Here is a 20157-nt window from a genome sequence, read left to right as displayed (position 1 = left end):
CCGGCACCGTCCGGCCGAACGGACCGTTCCACCCCGCGGGAGGCCACCCCCGCTCCCGCCCCCATCCCCTCACCCGAGGCCACCGGCGCGTCCGGAGGGACCGATGGGCCCGGCGGACGGCGGACGGACGACGAGCCCGGCTCCGGGCAGGGGGGCGCCCTCCCGGGTGACTCTGGCGGGCCCGGCGACCCGGGCACCCCGGTGGACCGTGCCACCCCGCCGTCGCGGGTGCCCCCGCCGCCCGCCGAGGTGGACACTCCGCCGATGGTGCCGCTGTGGCCGGGCCAGATGTTGCCGTCGCTGACCGGCGACCCGCGGGCGCGCACCGCCGTGCCGAGCGCCCCCGACGACGTGGTCGGCACCGCGCTGACCGCGGTGCTGCTGGCCTCGGCGATCCTGGCGGCCCGCGTCGTGCAGTCGCGCCGGAACGCCGGCGCGCCGCCGTCGATCCCGTTCGAAGGCCTGCGCCAGCCCGACCCCGGCCACCACCGCCTGGCCTGACCTCCGCCGGGCGCCCACCCCTCCCCTGTTCGCGGCGGGCGGGAGGTGCCTTGCGGTGGGTCAGGCACCCATGGCGTGGACGCCGCCGTCGACGTGGACGATCTCGCCGGTGGTGGCGGGGAACCAGTCGGACAGCAGCGCCAGGCAGGCCCGGGCCGCGGGCGCCGGGTCGGTGAGGTCCCAGCCGAGCGGGGCCTTGGCCGGCCAGCTCTCCTCGAACTCGGCGAAGCCGGGGATGCTCTTGGCCGCCATGGTGCGCAGCGGGCCGGCCGCCACGAGGTTCACCCGGATGCCGTGCTTGCCGAGATCGCGGGCCAGGTAGCGCGAGCAGGACTCCAGGCCGGCCTTGGCCACGCCCATCCAGTCGTAGACCGGCCAGGCCTTGCTGGCGTCGAAGTCGAGGCCGACGACCGAGCCGCCGCCCTTCATCAGCGGCAGGCAGGCGACCGCCAGCGACTTGAAGGAGTAGGTGGAGACGTGCACGGCCGTCGCGACGTCCTCCCAGGAGGTGTTGAGGAAGTTGCCGCCGAGGGCCGTCTGCGGCGCGAAGCCGATCGAGTGGACCACGCCGTCCAGGCCGTCGATGTGCTCGCCGACGCGGTCGGCCAAAGTGTCGAGGTGCTCGGTGTTCTGCACGTCCAGCTCGATGACCGGCGGCGGCTCGGGCAGCCGCCGGGAGATGCGCTCGACCAGGCTCAGCCGGCCGAAGCCGGTGAGCACGACCCGCGCCCCCTCCTCCTGCGCCAGCCGGGCGACCGAGTAGGCGATGGAGGAGTCGGTGAGGACGCCGGTGACCAAGATCCGCTTGCCGTCGAGAATGCCCATGTCAGTGCCCCATTCCAAGGCCGCCGTCCACCGGGATGACCGCGCCGGTGATGTAGGCGGCGTCGTCGCTGGCCAGGAAGCGGACCACTCGGGCGATGTCGGCCGCGGTGGCGGCCCGGCCGAGCGGGATGTTCCTGAGGATGGCCTCCTGCTGCGCCTCCTCCAGCACGGCCGTCATGTCGGTCTCGACGAAGCCGGGCGCCACGACGTTCACGGTGACGCCGCGCGAGCCGAGCTCGCGCGCCAGGGAGCGGCCGAAGCCGATCAGGCCGGCCTTGGAGGCGGCGTAGTTCGTCTGCCCCGCCGAGCCCAGCAGGGCGACGACGGAGGAGAGCAGCACGATGCGCCCGCGCCGCATGCGCAGCATGCCGCGGGTCGCCCGCTTGGCGACGCGGTAGGCGCCGGTGAGGTTGGTGTCGATGACGTCGGTGAAGGTCTCCTCCTTCATCAACGGCAGCAACGTGTCCTTGGTGATGCCCGCGTTGGCCACCAGGATCTCGACGGGGCCGTGCTCGGCCTCGGCCTTGGAGAAGGCCACATCGACGTCTTCGGCGCTGGTGACGTCACACTTCACACCGAACAGCCCCTCGGGGGGCTCTCCGGAGCGGTAGGTCACGGCGACGGCGTCGCCGGCCGCGGCCAGCTCACGGGCGATCGAAAGGCCGATTCCGCGATTGCCACCGGTTACGAGTACTGATCGAGCCATGACCCCGACGCTATCGCCTACTCGCAGGTAAACCCTTATCCGCGCCGTACAAGATCACACGGCTAGGATCGTGGACATGCGCCAGATCGATCCCGACTTTCTCGCCCTGCCGCTCCGGCGGCTGGCGGACGCGGCCCTGCAGCGTGCCCGTGAGCTGGGCGCCGAACACGCCGACTTCCGGCTCGAACGGGTGCGCGGCGAGACGCTGAACCTGTTCGACGCCGCCCTCGAGGGCTCGATGGACGCCGACGACCTCGGCTACGCCGTGCGGGTCATCCGGCAGGGGACGTGGGGCTTCGCCGCGGGCATCGAGCTGACGCCGGAGGCGGCGGCGGCCGTGGCCGAGCAGGCGGTCGAGGTGGCGCGGGTGGCGAGCGCGGTCAACCGCGAGCCGGTCGAGCTGGCTCCCGAGCCGGTGCACGACCGGGTCACCTGGGTGTCACCTTATGAGATCGACCCGTTCTCGGTGCCGATGAAGGACAAGGTCGCCCTGCTGGCCGACTGGTCGGCCGGCCTGCTGAAGGACCCGCGCGCAGACCATGTCTCGGCCTCGCTGATGCAGGTCAAGGAGCAGAAGTTCTACGCCGACACCGCGGGCACCGAGACCACCCAGCAGCGGGTGCGCGTCCACCCGGTGGTCAGGGTGATGGGCGCGGCCGACGGCCGGTTCGACGACATGCGCACGCTGGCCCCGCCGACGGGCCGCGGCTATGAGTACCTCACCGGAACCGGCTGGGACTTCCCCGCCGAGCTGGCCACGCTGCCGGGGTTGCTGGAGGAGAAGCTCAAGGCGCCCTCGGTGGAGCCCGGCTCGTACGACCTGGTGGTCGACCCGTCCAACCTGTGGCTGACCATCCACGAGTCGATCGGGCACGCGACCGAGCTCGACCGGGCGCTGGGCTACGAGGCGGCCTACGCCGGGACGAGCTTCGCCACCTTCGACCGGCTCGGCGAGCTGGAGTACGGCTCCCCGGTCATGAACGTCACCGGCGACCGCACCGCCGAGCACGGGCTGGCCTCGATCGGGTACGACGACGAGGGCGTGGCCACCCGGCAGTTCGACATCGTGCGCGAGGGCACGCTGGTGGGCTACCAGCTCGACCGGCGCATGGCGCTGCTGAAGGGCCTCGGCCCCTCCAACGGCTGCGCGTTCGCCGACTCCCCCGGCCATTTCCCGATGCAGCGCATGGCCAACGTCTCGCTGCAGCCCGCCCTGGACGGCCCCTCGACCGACGAGCTGATCTCGCGGGTCGAGCGCGGCATCTACGTCGTGGGGGACAAGAGCTGGTCGATCGACATGCAGCGCTACAACTTCCAGTTCACCGCCCAGCGGTTCTACCTCATCGAGGACGGCCGGTTGACCGGGCAGGTCCGCGACGCCGCCTACCAGGCCACCACCACCGACTTCTGGCGGTCCATGGAGGCCGTCGGCGGCCCGCGGACCTACGTGCTGGGCGGGGCCTTCAACTGCGGCAAGGGCCAGCCGGGCCAGGTGGCGCCGGTCAGCCACGGCTGCCCGTCCGCGCTGTTCCGCGGAGTCAAGATCCTCAACACCGTTCAGGAGGGTGGCAAGTGACGCCCCAGGAGACCGTCGAGCGCGCCCTCGCGCTGAGCAGGGCCGACGAGTGCGTCGTGATCGTCGACGAGGGATCCACCGCGAACCTCCGCTTCGCCGGTAACACGCTGACCACCAACGGCGTGGCCCGATCCGCCCAGCTCACCGTCATCTCGATCACCGGCCGGGGGGTCGGCGTCGTGTCGCGCTCGGCGGTGCGGCCCGACCAGCTCGCCGACGTGGTCACCGCCGCCGACCTCGCCTCGCACGAGGCTCCGCCGGCCGAGGACGCCCGTCCGCTGGTGACCGCGGCCGAGTCCCCCGGCTGGGATCTGCCCGCCGTCTCGACGTCGATCGAGGTGTTCGAGCGGTTCGCCCCGGCGCTCGGCGAGGCGTTCGCCGGCGCCGAGACCGCCGGCCGCAAGCTGTACGGCTTCGCCGAGCACATCGTGGTGTCGACCTTCCTCGGCTCCTCCAGCGGGCTGCGGCTGCGCCACGACCAGCCGACCGGGCGGCTGGAGCTCAACGCCAAGTCGCCCGACATGACGCGCTCGGCGTGGACCGGCAGGGCCACCAGGGACTTCACCGATGTGGACGTGGCCGCTCTGGACGAGACCCTCGGGCGGCGCCTCGACTGGGCCAAGCGGCGCATCGACCTGCCGGCGGGCCGGTACGAGACGGTGATCCCGCCCTCGGCCGTGGCCGACCTGATGATCTACCTGTACTGGTCGGCGGGGGCCAGGGACGCCGCAGACGGGCGCACGGTGTTCTCCCGGCCCGGCGGCGGCACCCGGGTCGGCGAGTCGCTCTCCGGCCTGCCGGTGACGCTCTACAGCGACCCTGCGGCGGCCGGCATCCAGTGCGCGCCGTTCGTGGTCGCCCACGCGGGCGGCCGAGAGCGCTCGGTCTTCGACAACGGCCTGCCGCTGTCGAGGACCGACTGGGTGCGCGACGGATCACTGGCGGCGCTGCTGCAGACCCGCCACTCGGCCGAGCTGACCGGGCTCGCGGCCACCCCGGCGATCGACAATCTGATCATGGCGGGCCCCGAGGACGGGCGCTCGCTGGAGGAGATGATCGCTTCCACCGGGCGGGGCCTGCTGCTGACCTGCCTGTGGTACATCCGGGAGGTGGACCCGCAGTCGCTGCTGCTGACCGGTCTCACCCGGGACGGGGTGTACCTGGTGGAGAACGGCGAGGTGGTCGGCGAGGTGAACAACTTCCGGTTCAACGAGAGCCCGGTCGACCTGCTGGGCAGGATCAGCGAGATCGGGCGCGAGGAGCAGACGCTCCCGCGTGAGTGGAACGACTACTTCACCCGCGCGATCATGCCGCCGATCCGGGTGCCCGACTTCAACATGTCGACGGTGAGCCAGGCGAGCTGAGCCGGGCGGGCCGCCTCCCGGTGCCGGCGGTGTGCGGCACCGGGAGGAACGCGGCCCTGGCGGGTCGTCAGGCGTCTTCCAGGCGGAAGCCGACCTTCATCCCGACCTGGTAGTGGCCGATCTCGCCGTCCACGATCTGGCCGCGCACCTCGGTCACCTCGAACCAGTCCAGGTGGCGCAGCGTCTCGGAGGCCCGGCGGATGCCGTTGCGGACCGCCTGGTCCACGCTGTCGGGGGAGGTGCCGACGATCTCGGTCACCCGGTAGGTACGATCGCTCATCGCTGTCTCCTTCGCGTCCGGGTCTTGATCGTATGCCGCCGCCCCCCGTCGTAGCCGACGACTAGGGGGTCTAACGTGGTTCTTGTGAGGTTTCGGCGCGGCCGCACGGTCGTACATGAGGTCACCGACGCGAGGCCCTCCCTGTCGGCCGACATCGGCCGTCGCGAGAAGCGTTATTTCATCCAAATGGGCATTCGCACCATTTGTCTTATTCTCGCCGTCGTACTGGACGTCCCGGGACCGATACGCGCTCTTCTCGTGGCCGGGGCGATCTTCCTGCCGTACATCGCCGTCATCGGGGCCAACGAGCCGAACACCGGCCCGAGCAGGGGCTTCGACGAGGAACGACCTAACCAAACCGAGATACCACGCCACCGACGCGAGATCGGGTCGTGACAAAGTCTTGACGCACCCCATGGGTTGTAGGTGTACGCTTTAAGCAAGCGCTCTGGTCCCCCGTCGGAGCGCTGGTGCCGGCGTTCCGGGCCCCCGTCGGAACGCCGATGAAGCGACGCCGGGTGGTTTGCCCCCGTAACCACCCGGCGTCGCCCATTTCCGGAGTAAGTCGGCCTGCCGGGCGTACGGCCGGCGCCACCAGGAGGCGACGCCGACGCGGCGGCTCACCGGTCCGCGAGGGTCTCCTCGGTGGCCTGACCCCAGTTCTTGGCCAGTGCCGACAGGCGCACTGCGGCATCCGCCGGCGCGGTGCCCGCGCCCTGCGCGAGGCCGAGCAGATAGGCCGTGAGCGGAGCCGCGGGACGGGCCACCCCGTGGGCGACGTCCTTGGTCAGGTCCAGCACGGCGTCCCGGTCGAGCCGGTCGGGGTCGATGCCCAGCTCCTTGCAGACCAGCGCCGTCCACTCAGCGAGCACGTTCATGTAGTCCCTTTCGTCATGAACCTTCACGGACGCTCACCGGCGCCCGCTGCGCGGGCCGTCCGCCGCCTGGCGTCGGCCACGTCCTCGGCCGTGTCGCAATCGAACCACGGAACCCCGGGCCCGTCGTCCGACGTGAGCGCGAGCCGCGCCGGATCCATCGGGCCGAGCAGCCCGTACAGGGAACGCCCGCGGTAATCCGCGAGAGCGCGCGCCAGCGTCTCGGTGTGCCACACCCCGGTGAGCCACTGCTCGCGCCCGGTGTCGTCGGCCAGCACGGCCCCGCAGCGGCCCCGTGCGGCCGCGAACAGCTCCGCGATGTGCCCGGGCGACAGGAAGGGCAGATCGGCGGCCAGCAGGGCCGTCCAGGGCTCGCGGACGCGGGGCAGGCCCGCGCGCAGGGCCGGGACGGGGCCGCCGCCGGGCGGGTCCTCCCGGACGAACTCGGCGCGCGGCAGCCCCGGCCGCGGCGGGCCGACGACCACCAGGCGCACGGCCCCGGGCACGGCGGCCGCGACGCGTTCGATGAGCGTCAGGGCGCCGACCCGGACGCCGGGCTTGTCCTCGCCGCCGAGCCGGGCGGCCCGCCCCCCGGCCAGCACCACGGCGTCGTGGCGCGGCGGGGGCGGTGGAGCGGCCATGCTCAGCCGCCGATGGCCGACATCGGGCGCGAGGGCTGCAGGAAGGCCGGATCGTCGATGCCGTGACCGGCGCGCTTGCCCCGCACCGCGGCGATCCACCGCCGGGCGAGCTCGTCGTCGGAGGCGCCCGAGCGCAGGGCGGCGCGCAGGTCGGACTCCTCGGTGGCGAACAGGCAGTTGCGGATCTGCCCGTCGGCGGTGAGCCGCACGCGGTCGCAGGCGCCGCAGAACGGCCGGGTGACCGAGCCGATGACCCCGACCCGGGCCGGACCTCCGTCCACCAGGAAGATCTCGGCCGGAGCGCTGCCGCGGCGTGCGGGATCGTCGGGGGTGAGAGTGAACTCCTTGTTGAGGATGTCCAGGATCTCGTCGGCGGTCACCATGTCCTCCCGCCGCCAGCCGTGCTGGGCGTCCAGCGGCATCTGCTCGATGAAGCGCAGCTCGTAGCCCTGCTCCAGGCAGTAGCGCAGCAGGCGTGCGGCCTCGCCGTCGTTCACGCCGCGCATGAGGACCGCGTTGACCTTCACCGGGCGCAGGCCCGCCGCGTCCGCGGCGGCCAGGCCGGCCAGGACATCCGGCAGGCGGTCGCGGCGGGTGAGCCGGGCGAACGCCTCGCGGTCGAGGGTGTCCAGGGAGATGTTGACCCGGTCCAGGCCGGCCTCGGCCAGTGGGGCGGCCAGGCGGGTCAGGCCGATGCCGTTGGAGGTGATGGACAGATGGGGGCGGGGACGCAGCGCGGCCGTGCGGGCCACGATCTCGGGCAACTCGCGCCGCAGCAGGGGCTCTCCCCCGGTGTAGCGGATCTCGGTGATGCCCAGGCGCTCGACGCCGATGGTCACCAGCCGGACGATCTCGTCGGCGGTCAGCAGCTCGGGCTTGGGCAGCCAGTCGAGCCCTTCCGGAGGCATGCAGTAGGCGCACCGGAGGTTGCACTTGTCGGTCAGTGAGACCCTGAGGTCGGTGGCCACTCGCCCGAAGGAGTCAACGAGCACCTGGAGGCCCTCCTGTTGTGCGCGGAAAGTCTTCTGTGATGAAACAGCCAGCCTATGGCGAAGGTCCATACAGCGGGCCGTACAGCCTCACACTAGATGGGGTTGCCGCGCCGGCCTCCGCCCGCCCACCGGGATACCGCCCGACGCGCCGCACCAGGTAGCGCGCCCGCACCCCGCCGGCGGCGGCGCCTTCCTGCGGCCCGGCGCGTGCCGCGGCCGGCCGGAAAAGACGCGGGCGCCGCACCGGCGGGTCCGGGGGCGGGCCGGGCGCCGTACGGGGGTGCCCGTCAAGGACAGCGGGAGTCCTGGGGGCCCGGAACGCCGCCGGGAAAGACGGCGGGCGCCGCCGGTGGAGTACACCGGCGGCGCCCGCGCGGGCCTGCCGGGCCGGGCCCGGCGGCTGATCGCCTACTGCGCGCTGCCCGCGCGGCGCTTGGTCCACACGTCGAAGGCGACCGCGGCGAGCAGTACGACGCCCTTGACCAGCAGGACCCGCTCACTCGGCGCGCCGATCAGCGACATGCCGTTGTTGATCACACCCATGATCAGGCCACCGGTGATCGCGCCGACGACCTTGCCGACGCCGCCCTGGACGGCCGCGCCGCCGATGAAGGCCGCCGCGATGGCGTCCAGCTCGAAGGAGCCACCGGCCGTCGGACCCGCCTGGTTGAGGCGGCCGGCGAAGATGATGCCGGCCAGTGCCGACAGCACGCCCATGTTGACGAACAGCCAGAAGACCACCGACTTGACCTTGACGCCGGACAGCACGGCGGCCTGCAGGTTGCCGCCGATGGCGTAGATCCGCCGGCCGAACACGGCCCGGTTGGTGAGCATGGAGTAGCCGAGCACCAGGGCGGCCAGCAGCACCAGCACCCACGGCAGGTTCTTGAACCGGGCGAGCTGCACCACGACGGCCAGGACGACGACGGCCGCGGCGATGATCTTCAGCAGGAACAGCGGAAGCGGGTCGACGCTCTGGCGGTAGCGCTGGCGGGCGGTGCGGGTGCGCCATTGCGAGGCGGCCATGCCGGCGATGGCGATCAGGCCGACCAGCAGGCTGAACAGGTCGGCGCCGCCGAGCGGGCCGAGGCCGATGTTGCCGAGGTAGCCGTCGGTGAAGCCGTTGGCGAGGGTGCGCACCTGGTCCGGGAAGGGGCCGATGCCCTGGTTGCCCAGGACGGTGAGGGTGAGCGCCCGGAACAGCAGCAGGCCGGCGAGCGTGACGATGAACGCCGGGATGCCGAAGTAGGCGATCCAGAAGCCCTGCCAGGCGCCGATCAGGCCGCCGGCGACCAGGGTGATCAGCAGCGCCAGCGGCCAGGGGACCCCGTAGTTCACCATCAGCACCGCCGCGATGGCGCCGGTGACGGCCACCACCGACCCGACCGACAGGTCGATGTGCCCGGCGATGATGATCAGGATCATGCCGATCGCGAGGATCAGGATGTAGGAGTTCTGGACGATGATGTTGGAGATGTTCTGCGGCTCCAGCAGCGCGCCGTCGGTCAGGAACGCGAACAGCACGACGATCAGCGCGAAGGCGATGTAGATGCCGCTCTGCCGGATGTTGAGCGAGGCGCCGAACAGCTTCGTTCGCCCTGGCGGCAGCGCGGGGCCGGCGTCCTTTCCGCCGGGCGCCACCCCGGCGCTGGTGGGGGAGATGCTGCTCATCGGATCTGCTCCTGTCCCTTCATCATGTAGTGCATCAGGCTTTCCTGGGTCGCGTCCTCGCGCGCGACCTCGCCGGTGATGCGGCCCTCCGAGAGCGTGTAGATCCGATCGCACAGACCTAGCAGTTCGGGCAGTTCAGAGGATATGACGAGAATCGCCTTGCCCTGGTCGGCCAGGCGGTTGATGATCGAGTAAATCTCGTACTTGGCGCCCACGTCGATGCCCCGGGTGGGCTCGTCGAGGATGAGCACGTCGGCGTCCGTGAAGATCCACTTGGAGAGGACGACCTTCTGCTGGTTGCCGCCGCTGAGCTTGCCGGTGATGCTCGACACGCTGGGCGCCTTGATGTTCATGCTCCCGCGGAACTCCTCGGCGACCCGGAACTCCTCGTTCTCGTTGATCCAGCCGCGCGAGGCGAGCCGGGCCAGGTCGGCGGCCGAGACGTTGCGCTTGATGTCGTCGATCAGGTTGAGGCCGTAGCGCTTGCGGTCCTCGGTGGCGTAGGCGATGCCGTGCTTGATCGCGTCGCGCACGGTGCGGATCTCGACGAGCTTGCCGTCGCGGTAGATGCGCCCGGAGATGTCGGTGCCGTAGGAACGGCCGAAGATGCTCATCGCCAGCTCGGTGCGCCCGGCGCCCATCAGCCCGGCCAGCCCGACGATCTCGCCGCGGCGCAGCGTGAGGCCGGCCCCGTCGACCACCTTGCGCCCGCGCTGGGTCGGGCTGTAGACGGTCCAGTCCTCGACGCGCAGCGCCTCGCTGCCGATCTTGGGCTCGTGCGGCGGGAAGCGGTTCTCCAGGTCGCGGCCGACCATGCCCGAGATGATGCGGTCCTCGGTGACGTGGTCGGCCTCCATGCTCATGGTCTCGATCGTCCGCCCGTCGCGCAGGATGGTGATCGAGTCGGCGATCGCGATGACCTCGTTGAGCTTGTGCGAGATGATCACGCAGGTGATGCCCTCGTCGCGCAGCCCGCGCAGCAGGTCCAGCAGATGCGCGGAGTCCTCGTCGTTGAGCGCGGCGGTCGGCTCGTCCAGGATGAGCAGCCGCACCTTCTTGGACAGCGCCTTGGCGATCTCGACGAGCTGCTGCTTGCCCACGCCGATGTCGGAGATCGTGGTCACCGGGTTCTCGTGCAGACCCACCCGCTCGAGCAGCAGGCCCGCCTCGTGGTTGGTGCGGTTCCAGTCGATCAGGCCCCGGGTCGCGCGCTCGTTGCCGAGGAAGATGTTCTCGGCGATCGACAGCTGCGGGCTCAGCGCGAGCTCCTGGTGGATGATGACGATGCCGCGGTGCTCGCTGTCGCGGATGCCGGAGAAGCGGCACGGCTCACCGTCGAAAATGATCTCGCCGTCGTAGGAGCCGTGGGGGTACACGCCCGACAGCACCTTCATCAGGGTCGACTTGCCCGCGCCGTTCTCACCGCAGATGGCGTGGATCTCGCCGCGGCGCACGGACAGGTTGACGTCCTGGAGCGCCTTGACTCCGGGGAACGTCTTGGTGATCCCCCGCATCCGCAGGATGTCGTCGGTCATGTCCTCGTTTTCCGTCCTCACGGGAATTCACTGCGGGCGCGGCGCCGCGGGTGGCGGCGCCGCGCCCCGTCGGCTCAGCCGCCGAGCTGGGCCTCGGTGTAGTAACCGCTGTCGACGACGATCTCCTTGTAGTTGGACTTGTCGACGATCACCGGGTCCAGCAGGTACGAGGGGACGACCTTGTTGCCGTTGTCGTAGTCGGTGGTGTTGTTCACCTCGGGCTTGCCGCCCTTGAGCACGGCGTCGGCCATCTTGACGGTGACCTCGGCGAGCTTGCGGGTGTCCTTGTAGATCGTGGAGTACTGCTCACCGGCGATGATCGACTTGACCGAGGCGAGCTCGGCGTCCTGGCCGGTCACGATCGGGTACGGCTGGCCGGAGGTGCCGTAGCCGTTGCTCTTCAGGGCCGACAGGATGCCGATCGACAGGCCGTCGTAGGGCGACAGGACGCCGTCGACCTTCTTGCCGCCGCTGTAGGTCTTGGTGAGGATGTCCTCCATGCGCTTCTGCGCGGTGGCGGGGTCCCAGCGCAGGATGGCGACCGTCTTGAAGTCGGTCTGGCCGCTCTCGACCTTCAGGGTGCCCTTGTCGATGTAGGGCTTGAGAACCGACATGGCGCCGTTGAAGAAGAAGGTGGCGTTGTTGTCGTCGGGCGAGCCGGCGAACAGCTCCACGTTGAACGGGCCCTTGGCGTCGCCCTCGCCGCCGTCGGCGGTCTTGAGCTTCAGGCCGACCAGCAGCGAGGTGGCCTGCTGGACGCCGACCTTGAAGTTGTCGAAGGTGGCGTAGTAGTCGACGTTCGGGCTGTTGCGGATCAGCCGGTCGTAGGCGATGACCGGGATCTTCTTGTCGGCCGCCTCCTGGAGCTGGGTGGTGATGGCCGTGCCGTCGATCGAGGCGATGATCAGGAGCTTGGCGCCCTTGGTGATCTGGTTCTCGATCTGGTTGACCTGGGTGGGGATGTCGTTCTCCGCGTACTGCAGGTCGACCTTGTACCCGAGCTTCTCCAGGCTCGCCTTGACGTTGTCGCCGTCGTGGATCCAGCGCTCGGACGACTTGGTCGGCATGGTGACGCCGACCAGGGCGCCGGCGGTGCCACCGGCGGCGGCGTCGCCCGACGGCTGGGCGTCGGCGGTCTTCTGGCTGGAGCCGCACGCGGTCAGCGTCGCGGCGAGCGCGATGGTCGATACCACCGTCGCCATTCTTGCGATTCTCATCGATGTACTCCTTGCGAGTGGGGGTCCCCGGCGAGCGGGAGGAATCCTGCCGGGCCCGGACCGGGGGTCCGATGCGAGTCGCGGCGGATCGGCCGTGGCGAGGCGGCGTGTGCGGCCCGCCGCCTCCCCGCGCCTGTCACAGAGAGGGCGGAGGCGGCGCCGGCGAGCGGGCCGGCGCCGAGGGAGGCATCCGGCCGCTCGTGGACGGCCCTGGACGCGCGCATGCCCGTGTCACCATCCCCGGCCGCACCGGCGGGACACCGGGGCGACGGCATGGGCGGCTGGCATGGGCGGTGACCTCCTGGATCGCGTTCAGGCCTGCGAAAGGCCGCACACCTGAGCGGCTAGTGTTATCGTTAACATTTTGGCTGTCAATAGCCGTTGATAACGTCACCGCAACAAGAGGGAAACCTTGACGGCAGGCGGCCCGCCGAGCCGGGGGCGGGCGTCGCCGGGGGCCGGCGCCCGGGGGGCACCAGGCCCCTCCGACGACCCCTGGGGGGCGGCGCGTCCGGTGAGTTTACGTCATCCCTGGCAGGAGCGACGCCGCCGGATCTCGCCCACTTCGTCCGATGTGCCGGCGCGGCGCGCGAAGCGCCCTCCCCGGTCGTTCCGCGACGTCAGCGCAGGCCACCACCCTCCCGCCGAACAGGACGGCAGGGCGGAGTGGGCCCAGTAAACGCGCCTGCGACCAGCACGTCAACGTGATGTTAAGCACCTGTTTCGGCGTAACCGGACCGTGACCTGAACGGCCTTGACTAGGCCTATTGTTAGCGTTCACAGTCGAGCCCAGGAATGGCGGGCGCGTCGCCCCCTGCTCACCAGGGCGAACGGCGCACCCGCTGCCGGTCCCTGCGCCCGGGCTCGGCGAGCAGACCAACGACATCCGGCAACCTGAGAGTGAATGTGAGCGATAACAACAGTCGCTATGTGGTCGGCGTCGACTTCGGCACCCTTTCCGGCCGCGCCGTGGTGGTGCGGGTGGACGACGGAGCGGAGATCGGCGCGGCGGTCCACGAGTACGCCCACCGCGTCATCGAGGAGACCCTGCCGGGCGGCGGCGCACGCCTGGGCCCCGACTGGGCGCTGCAGTCGCCCGCCGACTGGCTGGAGGTGATGCGCGTCGCGGTGCCCGAGGCTCTGGCCGTGGCCGGCGTCCCCGCCTCCCAGGTGATCGGCATCGGCACCGACTTCACCGCCTGCACCGTCCTGCCGGCCACCGCCGACGGCACGCCGCTGTGCGAGATGCTGCCCGACCGGCCGCACGCCTGGCCGAAGCTGTGGAAGCACCACGCGGCGCAGCCGCACGCCGACCGGATCAACGCCGTGGCCGCCGAGCGCGGCGAGGCGTGGCTGCCGCGCTACGGCGGCAAGATCTCCTCCGAGTGGCAGTTCGCCAAGGGCCTGCAGGTCCTGGAGGAGGACCCGGAGGCCTACGACCTGGCCGAGCGCTGGATCGAGGCCGCCGACTGGATCATCTGGCGGCTCACCGGCGTCGAGACGCGCAACACCTGCACCGCCGGCTACAAGGGCATCTACCAGGACGGCGCGCACCCCAGTGAGGACTTCCTGGCCGCCCTGAACCCGGGCTTCACCGGTTTCACCGCCAAGCTCGGCGGCGAGCCGTCCCCGCTCGGAGGCCTGGCCGGCCGGCTGACCGCGGAGGCGTCCAAGCTGACCGGGCTGCCCGAGGGCATCGCGGTCGCCGTCGGCAACGTCGACGCGCACGTCACCGCGGCCGCCGCCGACGCCGTCGGTCCCGGGCAGATGGTCGCCATCATGGGCACCTCCACCTGCCACGTCATGTCCTCCGACACCCTGGCCGAGGTGCCCGGCATGTGCGGCGTGGTCCGCGACGGCATCGTCCCGGGCCTGTGGGGGTACGAGGCGGGGCAGTCCGCGGTGGGCGACATCTTCGCCTGGTTCGTCGAGACCTCGGTCCCCGCCTCCTACACCGAGCGCGCGGCCGAGCTCGGGGTGAGCGTCCACGAGTACCTCACCTCGCTGGCCGCCGAGCAGAAGGTCGGCGCGCACGGCCTGGTCGCACTCGACTGGCACAACGGCAACCGCTCGGTACTGGTGGACCACAACCTGTCCGGAGTGATCGTCGGCCAGACCCTCGCCACCCGCCCCGAGGACGTCTACCGGGCGCTCATCGAGGCGACGGCCTTCGGCGCCCGGGTCATCGTGGAGACCTTCGAGAAGGCCGGGGTGCCGGTGGAGGAGTTCGTCGTCGCCGGCGGCCTGCTGAAGAACGCCTTCCTCATGCAGATCTACGCCGACGTGCTGCGCCGCCCGCTGTCGGTCATCGGCTCCGACCAGGGCCCGGCGCTCGGCTCGGCGATCCACGCCGCCGTCGCCGCGGGCGCCTACTCCGACATCGCCGAGGCGGCCGCCGCGATGGGCAAGCGCACCGCCGCGGCCTACCTGCCGGACGACGCGCGGGCCGACGCCTACGACCGGCTGTACGCCGAGTACCGCCGGCTGCACGACCACTTCGCCGACGGGGAGCTGCTGCACCGGCTCCGCGCCATCAGGAACGAGGCCACGGCATGATGCTGCCCGAACTTCGCGAGACGGTCAGCCGGCTGCACGCCGAGCTGGTGCGCTACAACCTGGTCGCCTGGACGGCGGGCAACGTCTCGGGGCGCGACCCGGGTGGTGAGCTGTTCGTCATCAAGCCCAGCGGCGTGTCCTACGACGAGCTGACCCCCGAGTCGATGGTCGTGTGCGACCTGGACGGCAACCTCGTCGAGGGCGACTACGCGCCCTCCAGCGACACCGCGGCGCACGCCTACACCTACCGCAACATGCCCGAGGTCAACGGGGTGGTGCACACCCACTCCACCTACGCCTCCGCCTGGGCCGCCCGCGGCGAGCCGATCCCCTGCGTGCTCACCGCGATGGCCGACGAGTTCGGCGGCGAGATCCCGGTGGGGCCGTTCGCCCTCATCGGCAACGACGACATCGGCAAGGGCATCGTCGCCACGCTGGGCGGTCACCGCTCCCCCGCCGTGCTCATGCAGAACCACGGCGTCTTCACCATCGGCGACTCGCCCAAGGCCGCGGTGAAGGCCGCGGTGATGTGCGAGGACGTCGCGCGCACGGTGCACGTGTCGCGGCAGCTCGGCGACCCCCTGCCGATCCCGCAGGCCGACATCGACCGTCTGTACGACCGCTACCAGAACGTTTACGGGCAGAGGAGCACCCTGTGAAACTGTGGTTCCTGACCGGCAGCCAGGGCCTTTACGGCGAGGACACGCTGCGGCAGGTCGCCGAGCAGTCCCAGGAGATCGCGGGCGCTCTGGGCCGCGGCCTGCCCTTCGAGGTGGTCTGGAAGCCCGTCCTCACCGACGCCGCCGCCATCCGCAGGGTGTGCCTGGAGGCGAGCGGGGACGACGAGTGCGCCGGGGTCATCGCCTGGATGCACACCTTCTCCCCGGCGAAGATGTGGATCGCCGGGCTCGACGCGCTGCGCAAGCCGCTGCTGCACCTGCACACCCAGGCCAACGTCGCGCTGCCGTGGAGCTCCATCGACATGGACTTCATGAACCTCAACCAGGCCGCGCACGGCGACCGGGAGTTCGGCTACATCCAGACCCGGCTCGGCGTGCCGCGCAAGACGGTGGCCGGGCACGTCAGCGACCCGGCGGTCGTGGAGCGCATCGCGACCTGGGCCCGGGCGGCGGCCGGACGGGCCGAGCTGTCCTCGCTGCGGCTCGCCCGCTTCGGTGACAACATGCGGGACGTCGCGGTCACCGAGGGCGACAAGGTCGAGGCCCAGCTCCGATTCGGCGTCTCGGTCAACACCTACGGCGTCAACGACCTGGTCGACGCCGTGGACGCCGTCCCCGACTCCGACGTCACGGCGCTGGTGAAGGAGTACGAGGAGACCTACCAGGTCGCCGCCGAGCTGCGCGCGGGCGGCGACCGGCACGATTCCCTGCGCTACGCCGCGCGCATCGAGGCGGGCCTGCGCGGTTTCCTGACCGACGGCGGGTTCAAGGCGTTCACCACGAACTTCGAGGATCTCGGCGGGCTGCGCCAGCTCCCGGGCCTGGCCGTGCAGCGGCTGATGGCCGACGGCTACGGCTTCGGCGGCGAGGGCGACTGGAAGACCTCGGTGCTGCTGCGCACGCTGAAGGTCGTGGGTGAGGGCCTGCCGGGTGGCACCTCGTTCATGGAGGACTACACCTACCACCTGGTGCCGGGCGAGGAGGCCATCCTCGGCGCGCACATGCTGGAGGTCTGCCCCTCCATCGCCGCCGGGACCCCCTCGTGCGAGATCCACCCGCTGAGCATCGGCGGCCGGGAGGACCCGGTGCGGCTGGTGTTCGACGCCCGGCCCGGCCCGGCGGTCGTGGTCGGCCTGGCCGACATGGGCGAGCGGTTCCGGCTGGTCGCCAACGAGATCGACGTGGTCCCGCCGGCCGAGCCGCTCCCCCGGCTGCCGGTCGCGCGGGCGGTATGGAAGCCGCGCCCGGACCTGCGCACCTCGGCCGAGTCGTGGCTGACGGCGGGCGCCCCGCACCACACCGTGCTGTCGGCGGCCGTCGGGGCCGAGGAGCTGACCGACCTGGCCGACATGCTCGGAGTGGAGCTGGTGGTCATCGACGCCGCCACCACCTCCCGGCAGTTCACCAAGGAGCTGCGCTGGAACCAGGCCTACTACCGGCTGGCCCAGGGCCTGTGACGGCGGGGGCGCCGGCGTCCGCCGGCGCCCCTCCCCTTCCGCGGGCCGGGGTGCCGCCCGGCCCGCGGGACGGTCCGCCGCCCAGCGCCGGGGACGGGGCCGGCCGGCAGTGCCGCGCCGGCCGGCCCCTTTCTCTCCGCCCGGACGAGGCCCGCACAGGGCACGGTGGAGCAACCGCGGCGGGGCCCGCGGAAGCGGCCGGCGTCCCGTGTCCGCCGCCGATGTTCGCAAGATCGGTCAGGTCCGCGTGTCAAACCGGGAATCGCCTTTACAAAGGCATTGTGAACGTTAACAATTGACCCACCCCGGCGTGGGCCGGAACGACCGCGAGGAAGGAGGCGGGGCCGCAGCATGGCTCGCAACGTCCATCGCTCGCCCGTCATGGCGGATGTGGCAAAGGTCGCCGGCGTCTCACACCAGACGGTCTCCCGGGTGCTGAACGATCATCCTAACGTGCGCCGGGAGACGCGTGAGAGGGTGCTCGCGGCGATCGAGGGCCTCGGCTACCGCCGCAACTCGACCGCGCGCGCCCTGGTCACCCGCCGGACCAACACGCTCGGCGTGGTCGCCTTCGACACCACGCTGTACGGGCCGGCCAGCACGTTGTACGCGATCGAGCGCGCCGCGCGCGAGGCGGGGTACTTCGTGAGCATCGTGAGCCTGCGCGAGCTGACCCGCGACGACCTCTCCGAGGCGCTGGACCATCTCGCCCGCCAGCAGGTGGACGGGCTCGTCGTCATCGTCCCGCAGAGCGCGATCGCCGTCGCGCTGGCCGACATGCCGCAACCCGTCCCGGTGGTCACCGTGGAGGGCGACGCCGGCGTCGGACTGCCCGTCGTCAACGTCGACCAGCGTAAGGGCGGCGCACTCGTCACCGAGCACCTGCTGCGCCTGGGCCACCGCACCGTCTGGCACGTCTCCGGGCCGCAGGACTGGCTGGAGTCGCAGGCGCGCATCCAGGGCTGGCGCGAGACGCTGGAGGCGGCGGGCGCCCCCGTTCCCGAGCCGATGTACGGCGACTGGAGCCCGCGCTCGGGCTACCGGTGCGGCCAGATCCTGGCCGGTGTTCCCGACCTGACCGCGGTGTTCGTGGCCAACGACCAGATGGCCCTCGGAGTCGTGCGGGCGCTGCACGAGGCGCGCATGCGCGTCCCCGACGACGTCAGTGTCGTGGGGTTCGACGACGTGCCCGAGTCGGAGTTCTTCACCCCGCCGCTGACCACGGTGGCCCAGGACTTCGCCGAGGTCGGCCGCAAGGCGATCGAGCTGCTGCTGGACGCGCTGGACGGCGAGCACGCCGACGGGGCCGCGAACGGCTCGCCGCCGCGCCCCGCCACGCCCCCGGTCAACATCGTGGTCCGCCCCCACCTGGTCGTCCGCCGCAGCTCCGGCCCGCCCAGGTCGCGCTGACCCCGCGCCCGGAACCCACTCCCTGCACGGTTCGCCCCGGCACGCCGTGCCGGGGCGAACCGGGTCAGCCCTTGACGCAGATGATCTGGCGGAGGCGGGCGACCACCTCGACCAGGTCGGACTGCGCGGCCATCACCGACTCCAGGTCCTTGTAGGCGCCGGGGATCTCGTCCAGTACGCCGGCGTCCTTGCGGCACTCGACCCCGCTGGTCTGCGCCTCGAGGTCGCCGACGGTGAACGTCCGCTTGGCCTTGCTCCGGCTCATCTTGCGGCCGGCCCCGTGCGAGGCGGAGTTGAACGCCTCGGTGTTACCGAGGCCCCGGACGATGTAGGTGCCGGTCGCCATCGAGCCGGGAATGATGCCGAGGTCCCCCGCGCCCGCCCTGATGGCGCCCTTGCGGGTGACCAGCAGGTCGAGCCCGTCGTAGCTCTCCTCGGCCACGTAGTTGTGGTGGCAGGAGATCTGCCGGTCGAAGGTGATGCCGGTGAAGTGCTTGCGCAGCACGTCGCACACCAGCGCCATCATCACCGAACGGTTGCGGCGGGCGTAGTCCTGCGCCCAGAACAGATCGCGGCGGTAGGCCTCCATGGCGGGAGTACCCGCGACGAAGACCGCCAGGTCGCGATCGGGCAGGTCCTGGTTGTGCGGCAGGCGCCGCGCCTGCTCGATGTGGTGCTCGGCGAGCTCCTTGCCGATGTTGCGCGAGCCGGAGTGCAGCACCACCCACACCGCGCCGTCGTCGTCGGAGCACACCTCCAGGAAGTGGTTGCCGCCGCCGAGGGTGCCCATCTGCGTCCCGGCCCGCTCGCGCCGCGCGCGGACGGCGGGCGCGAGATCGTCGAACCGGCGCCAGAAGTCGTCCCAGCCGGCGGTCGGGAAGCCGTGCAGCCGGGCGGGGTCCACCGGGCGCTTGTGGGCGTGGAAGCCGACCGGGACCGCCTGCTCCAGCCGTGACCGCAGGTAGGGCAGGTTGTCGGGAAGGTCGTCTACCTTGATCGAGGTGCGCACCGCGCTCATCCCGCATCCGATGTCCACGCCGACCGCGGCCGGCGACACCGCGTCGCGCATCGCGATCACCGAGCCCACGGTGGCCCCCATGCCGTAATGCACGTCCGGCATCACGGCGACACCATGGGTCCAGGAGAGGTTCGCCACGTTGTGCAACTGCCGCATCGCCTGCGGCTCGACCTCCATGGGGTCGGCCCACATCCGGATGGGCGCCCGCCCACCGGCCACCTCTGTGTACGCCATCGCGTGTCGCCTCCCTCCACCGGCTTCCTCTTGCGCCACCAATGACGCCAGAGGGCCGCCGCTCCCGCAACCGAATTAGCCGCGGGCGGATGCGCCGCCCGTCGTCTCGCGGGCGCCGCTTCGGGGGCGTTGGCGTGCGGGACGTGTACGGTCGCGAGCCGGGGCCGTGTGGCGGCCCGGCCTTGCGGTGTGGTGGTGGGGTCCCGTGTCGGCGCCGGCGGTCCACGGACGCGCCGAGGCGGGGGAACGGGCCTTCGGTGGCATTGCGGTGGAGCCGGATCGGCGGGCCGGTCTCTCGCACGGAATCACCGTTGCGGGTCAATGTGCTGCGCGGTTTCCGCTCTCGTCCCACGGGTCCGGCGAATTCGCCTCGCGTGTCTTCCGTGGACGGCTGCGCGGTGGTGAGACTATTTGTCTTTCTGCTCCGCCGGTGGCGGGTTCTTCGCTTCGGCGCCCGGGGCAAGGGGCGCGATCTGGAGCGGATGGTCTTTCTTGTTCTCCGGCGCGATTCCCGCTATCAGTCCCAGGTGGTGCCGGCGGTACGGGAGTACCCGTCCCAGGTGGTGCCCGCGGTGCGGGAGAAGGAGTCCCAGGTGGTACCGGCGGAACGGGCGGCGGT

General features: G+C 71.4%; 17 protein-coding genes and 1 pseudogene. 8 read left to right on the top strand and 10 right to left on the bottom strand.

Annotated elements, in window-relative coordinates; genetic code table 11:
* Positions 1-501 (top strand): annotated as a pseudogene (locus IEY93_RS33315) (hypothetical protein); the annotation flags it as partial.
* Between the two features lie 60 nt (positions 502-561).
* Here IEY93_RS33315 and fabI read toward each other — a convergent pair.
* Positions 562-1326 carry an enoyl-ACP reductase FabI gene (fabI, locus tag IEY93_RS33310; protein ID WP_189167156.1) on the bottom strand — a complete coding sequence of 255 codons (765 nt, stop codon included), beginning with the start codon at positions 1324-1326 and terminating at the stop codon, positions 562-564.
* A 1-nt stretch (position 1327) separates the two neighbouring features.
* Entirely contained in the window at positions 1328-2032 is a 705-nt protein-coding gene (fabG, locus tag IEY93_RS33305) for a 3-oxoacyl-ACP reductase FabG (RefSeq protein ID WP_189167155.1), read from the bottom strand.
* Between the two features lie 76 nt (positions 2033-2108).
* Here fabG and IEY93_RS33300 point away from each other — a divergent pair, with 76 nt between their 5' ends.
* Positions 2109-3608: a TldD/PmbA family protein gene (locus IEY93_RS33300; protein ID WP_189167154.1), complete on the top strand. Its 1500-nt coding sequence runs from the start codon at positions 2109-2111 to the stop codon at positions 3606-3608.
* On the top strand, positions 3605-4972 hold the full coding sequence (locus IEY93_RS33295) for a TldD/PmbA family protein (protein ID WP_189167153.1): 1368 nt from the start codon (positions 3605-3607) through the stop codon (positions 4970-4972). The genes IEY93_RS33300 and IEY93_RS33295 overlap by 4 nt, the downstream gene beginning before the upstream one ends.
* A 67-nt stretch (positions 4973-5039) precedes the next feature.
* Here IEY93_RS33295 and IEY93_RS33290 read toward each other — a convergent pair whose 3' ends face one another.
* Complete coding sequence (locus IEY93_RS33290) at positions 5040-5252, bottom strand: dodecin (protein WP_189167152.1); 213 nt, start codon at positions 5250-5252, stop codon at positions 5040-5042.
* Positions 5253-5336: 84 nt separating this feature from the next.
* Between IEY93_RS33290 and IEY93_RS33285 the strand changes: the two genes are divergently transcribed.
* Complete coding sequence (locus tag IEY93_RS33285) at positions 5337-5648, top strand: DUF3099 domain-containing protein (protein ID WP_229691684.1); 312 nt, start codon at positions 5337-5339, stop codon at positions 5646-5648.
* Between the two features lie 224 nt (positions 5649-5872).
* Here the strand turns inward: IEY93_RS33285 and IEY93_RS33280 are convergent, their stop codons facing one another.
* The 6 genes from IEY93_RS33280 to chvE form a co-directional block, all read right to left on the bottom strand.
* Complete coding sequence (locus IEY93_RS33280; protein WP_189167150.1) at positions 5873-6130, bottom strand: DUF6457 domain-containing protein; 258 nt, start codon at positions 6128-6130, stop codon at positions 5873-5875.
* 23 nt (positions 6131-6153) lie between these two features.
* On the bottom strand, positions 6154-6768 hold the full coding sequence (gene mobA / locus IEY93_RS33275; RefSeq protein ID WP_189167149.1) for a molybdenum cofactor guanylyltransferase: 615 nt from the start codon (positions 6766-6768) through the stop codon (positions 6154-6156).
* Positions 6769-6770: 2 nt separating this feature from the next.
* Positions 6771-7760, bottom strand: a complete 990-nt coding sequence (gene moaA / locus IEY93_RS33270; RefSeq protein ID WP_229691683.1) for a GTP 3',8-cyclase MoaA — start codon at positions 7758-7760, stop codon at positions 6771-6773.
* A gap of 408 nt (positions 7761-8168) precedes the next feature.
* A complete protein-coding gene (gene mmsB, locus IEY93_RS33265; protein WP_189167147.1) occupies positions 8169-9431 on the bottom strand; it encodes a multiple monosaccharide ABC transporter permease in 1263 nt (420 codons plus the stop codon).
* Positions 9428-10966 (bottom strand): multiple monosaccharide ABC transporter ATP-binding protein, encoded by a 1539-nt coding sequence (gene mmsA / locus IEY93_RS33260; RefSeq protein WP_189167146.1) that lies wholly within the window; start codon positions 10964-10966, stop codon positions 9428-9430. Before mmsA ends, mmsB begins: the two co-directional genes overlap by 4 nt.
* Positions 10967-11040: 74 nt before the next feature.
* On the bottom strand, positions 11041-12183 hold the full coding sequence (gene chvE / locus IEY93_RS33255) for a multiple monosaccharide ABC transporter substrate-binding protein (protein ID WP_189167145.1): 1143 nt from the start codon (positions 12181-12183) through the stop codon (positions 11041-11043).
* Positions 12184-13089: 906 nt separating this feature from the next.
* Between chvE and araB the strand changes: the two genes are divergently transcribed.
* From araB to IEY93_RS33235, 4 genes are all read left to right on the top strand, one after another.
* Entirely contained in the window at positions 13090-14739 is a 1650-nt protein-coding gene (araB, locus tag IEY93_RS33250) for a ribulokinase (RefSeq protein ID WP_229691682.1), read from the top strand.
* Positions 14736-15398, top strand: a complete 663-nt coding sequence (locus IEY93_RS33245) for an L-ribulose-5-phosphate 4-epimerase (RefSeq protein ID WP_189167143.1) — start codon at positions 14736-14738, stop codon at positions 15396-15398. The genes araB and IEY93_RS33245 overlap by 4 nt, the downstream gene beginning before the upstream one ends.
* Positions 15395-16876 (top strand): L-arabinose isomerase, encoded by a 1482-nt coding sequence (araA, locus tag IEY93_RS33240; RefSeq protein ID WP_189167142.1) that lies wholly within the window; start codon positions 15395-15397, stop codon positions 16874-16876. Before IEY93_RS33245 ends, araA begins: the two co-directional genes overlap by 4 nt.
* Before the next feature lie 351 nt (positions 16877-17227).
* On the top strand, positions 17228-18286 hold the full coding sequence (locus tag IEY93_RS33235; protein ID WP_229691681.1) for a LacI family DNA-binding transcriptional regulator: 1059 nt from the start codon (positions 17228-17230) through the stop codon (positions 18284-18286).
* 64 nt (positions 18287-18350) lie between these two features.
* Here the strand turns inward: IEY93_RS33235 and IEY93_RS33230 are convergent, their stop codons facing one another.
* A complete protein-coding gene (locus tag IEY93_RS33230; protein ID WP_189167141.1) occupies positions 18351-19538 on the bottom strand; it encodes an RtcB family protein in 1188 nt (395 codons plus the stop codon).
* Between the last annotated feature and the right edge of the window lie 619 nt (positions 19539-20157).

It is taken from the genome of Sphaerisporangium melleum (assembly GCF_014646695.1).
GTDB lineage: Bacteria > Actinomycetota > Actinomycetes > Streptosporangiales > Streptosporangiaceae > Sphaerisporangium > Sphaerisporangium melleum.
The sequence above is the reverse complement of the archived record's forward strand: the minus strand, read 5'-3'. Positions and strand labels throughout refer to the sequence as shown.

Bases quoted from the DNA above. Each gene is read 5' to 3' on its own strand.
- fabI (WP_189167156.1), bottom strand. From the start codon at position 1,326: ATGGGCATTCTCGACGGCAAGCGGATCTTGGTCACCGGCGTCCTCACC.
- fabG (WP_189167155.1), bottom strand. From the start codon at position 2,032: ATGGCTCGATCAGTACTCGTAACCGGTGGCAATCGCGGAATCGGCCTT.
- IEY93_RS33300 (WP_189167154.1), top strand. From the start codon at position 2,109: ATGCGCCAGATCGATCCCGACTTTCTCGCCCTGCCGCTCCGGCGGCTG.
- IEY93_RS33290 (WP_189167152.1), bottom strand. From the start codon at position 5,252: ATGAGCGATCGTACCTACCGGGTGACCGAGATCGTCGGCACCTCCCCC.
- IEY93_RS33280 (WP_189167150.1), bottom strand. From the start codon at position 6,130: ATGAACGTGCTCGCTGAGTGGACGGCGCTGGTCTGCAAGGAGCTGGGC.
- mobA (WP_189167149.1), bottom strand. From the start codon at position 6,768: ATGGCCGCTCCACCGCCCCCGCCGCGCCACGACGCCGTGGTGCTGGCC.
- mmsB (WP_189167147.1), bottom strand. From the start codon at position 9,431: ATGAGCAGCATCTCCCCCACCAGCGCCGGGGTGGCGCCCGGCGGAAAG.
- mmsA (WP_189167146.1), bottom strand. From the start codon at position 10,966: ATGACCGACGACATCCTGCGGATGCGGGGGATCACCAAGACGTTCCCC.
- chvE (WP_189167145.1), bottom strand. From the start codon at position 12,183: ATGAGAATCGCAAGAATGGCGACGGTGGTATCGACCATCGCGCTCGCC.
- IEY93_RS33245 (WP_189167143.1), top strand. From the start codon at position 14,736: ATGATGCTGCCCGAACTTCGCGAGACGGTCAGCCGGCTGCACGCCGAG.
- IEY93_RS33235 (WP_229691681.1), top strand. From the start codon at position 17,228: ATGGCTCGCAACGTCCATCGCTCGCCCGTCATGGCGGATGTGGCAAAG.
- IEY93_RS33230 (WP_189167141.1), bottom strand. From the start codon at position 19,538: ATGGCGTACACAGAGGTGGCCGGTGGGCGGGCGCCCATCCGGATGTGG.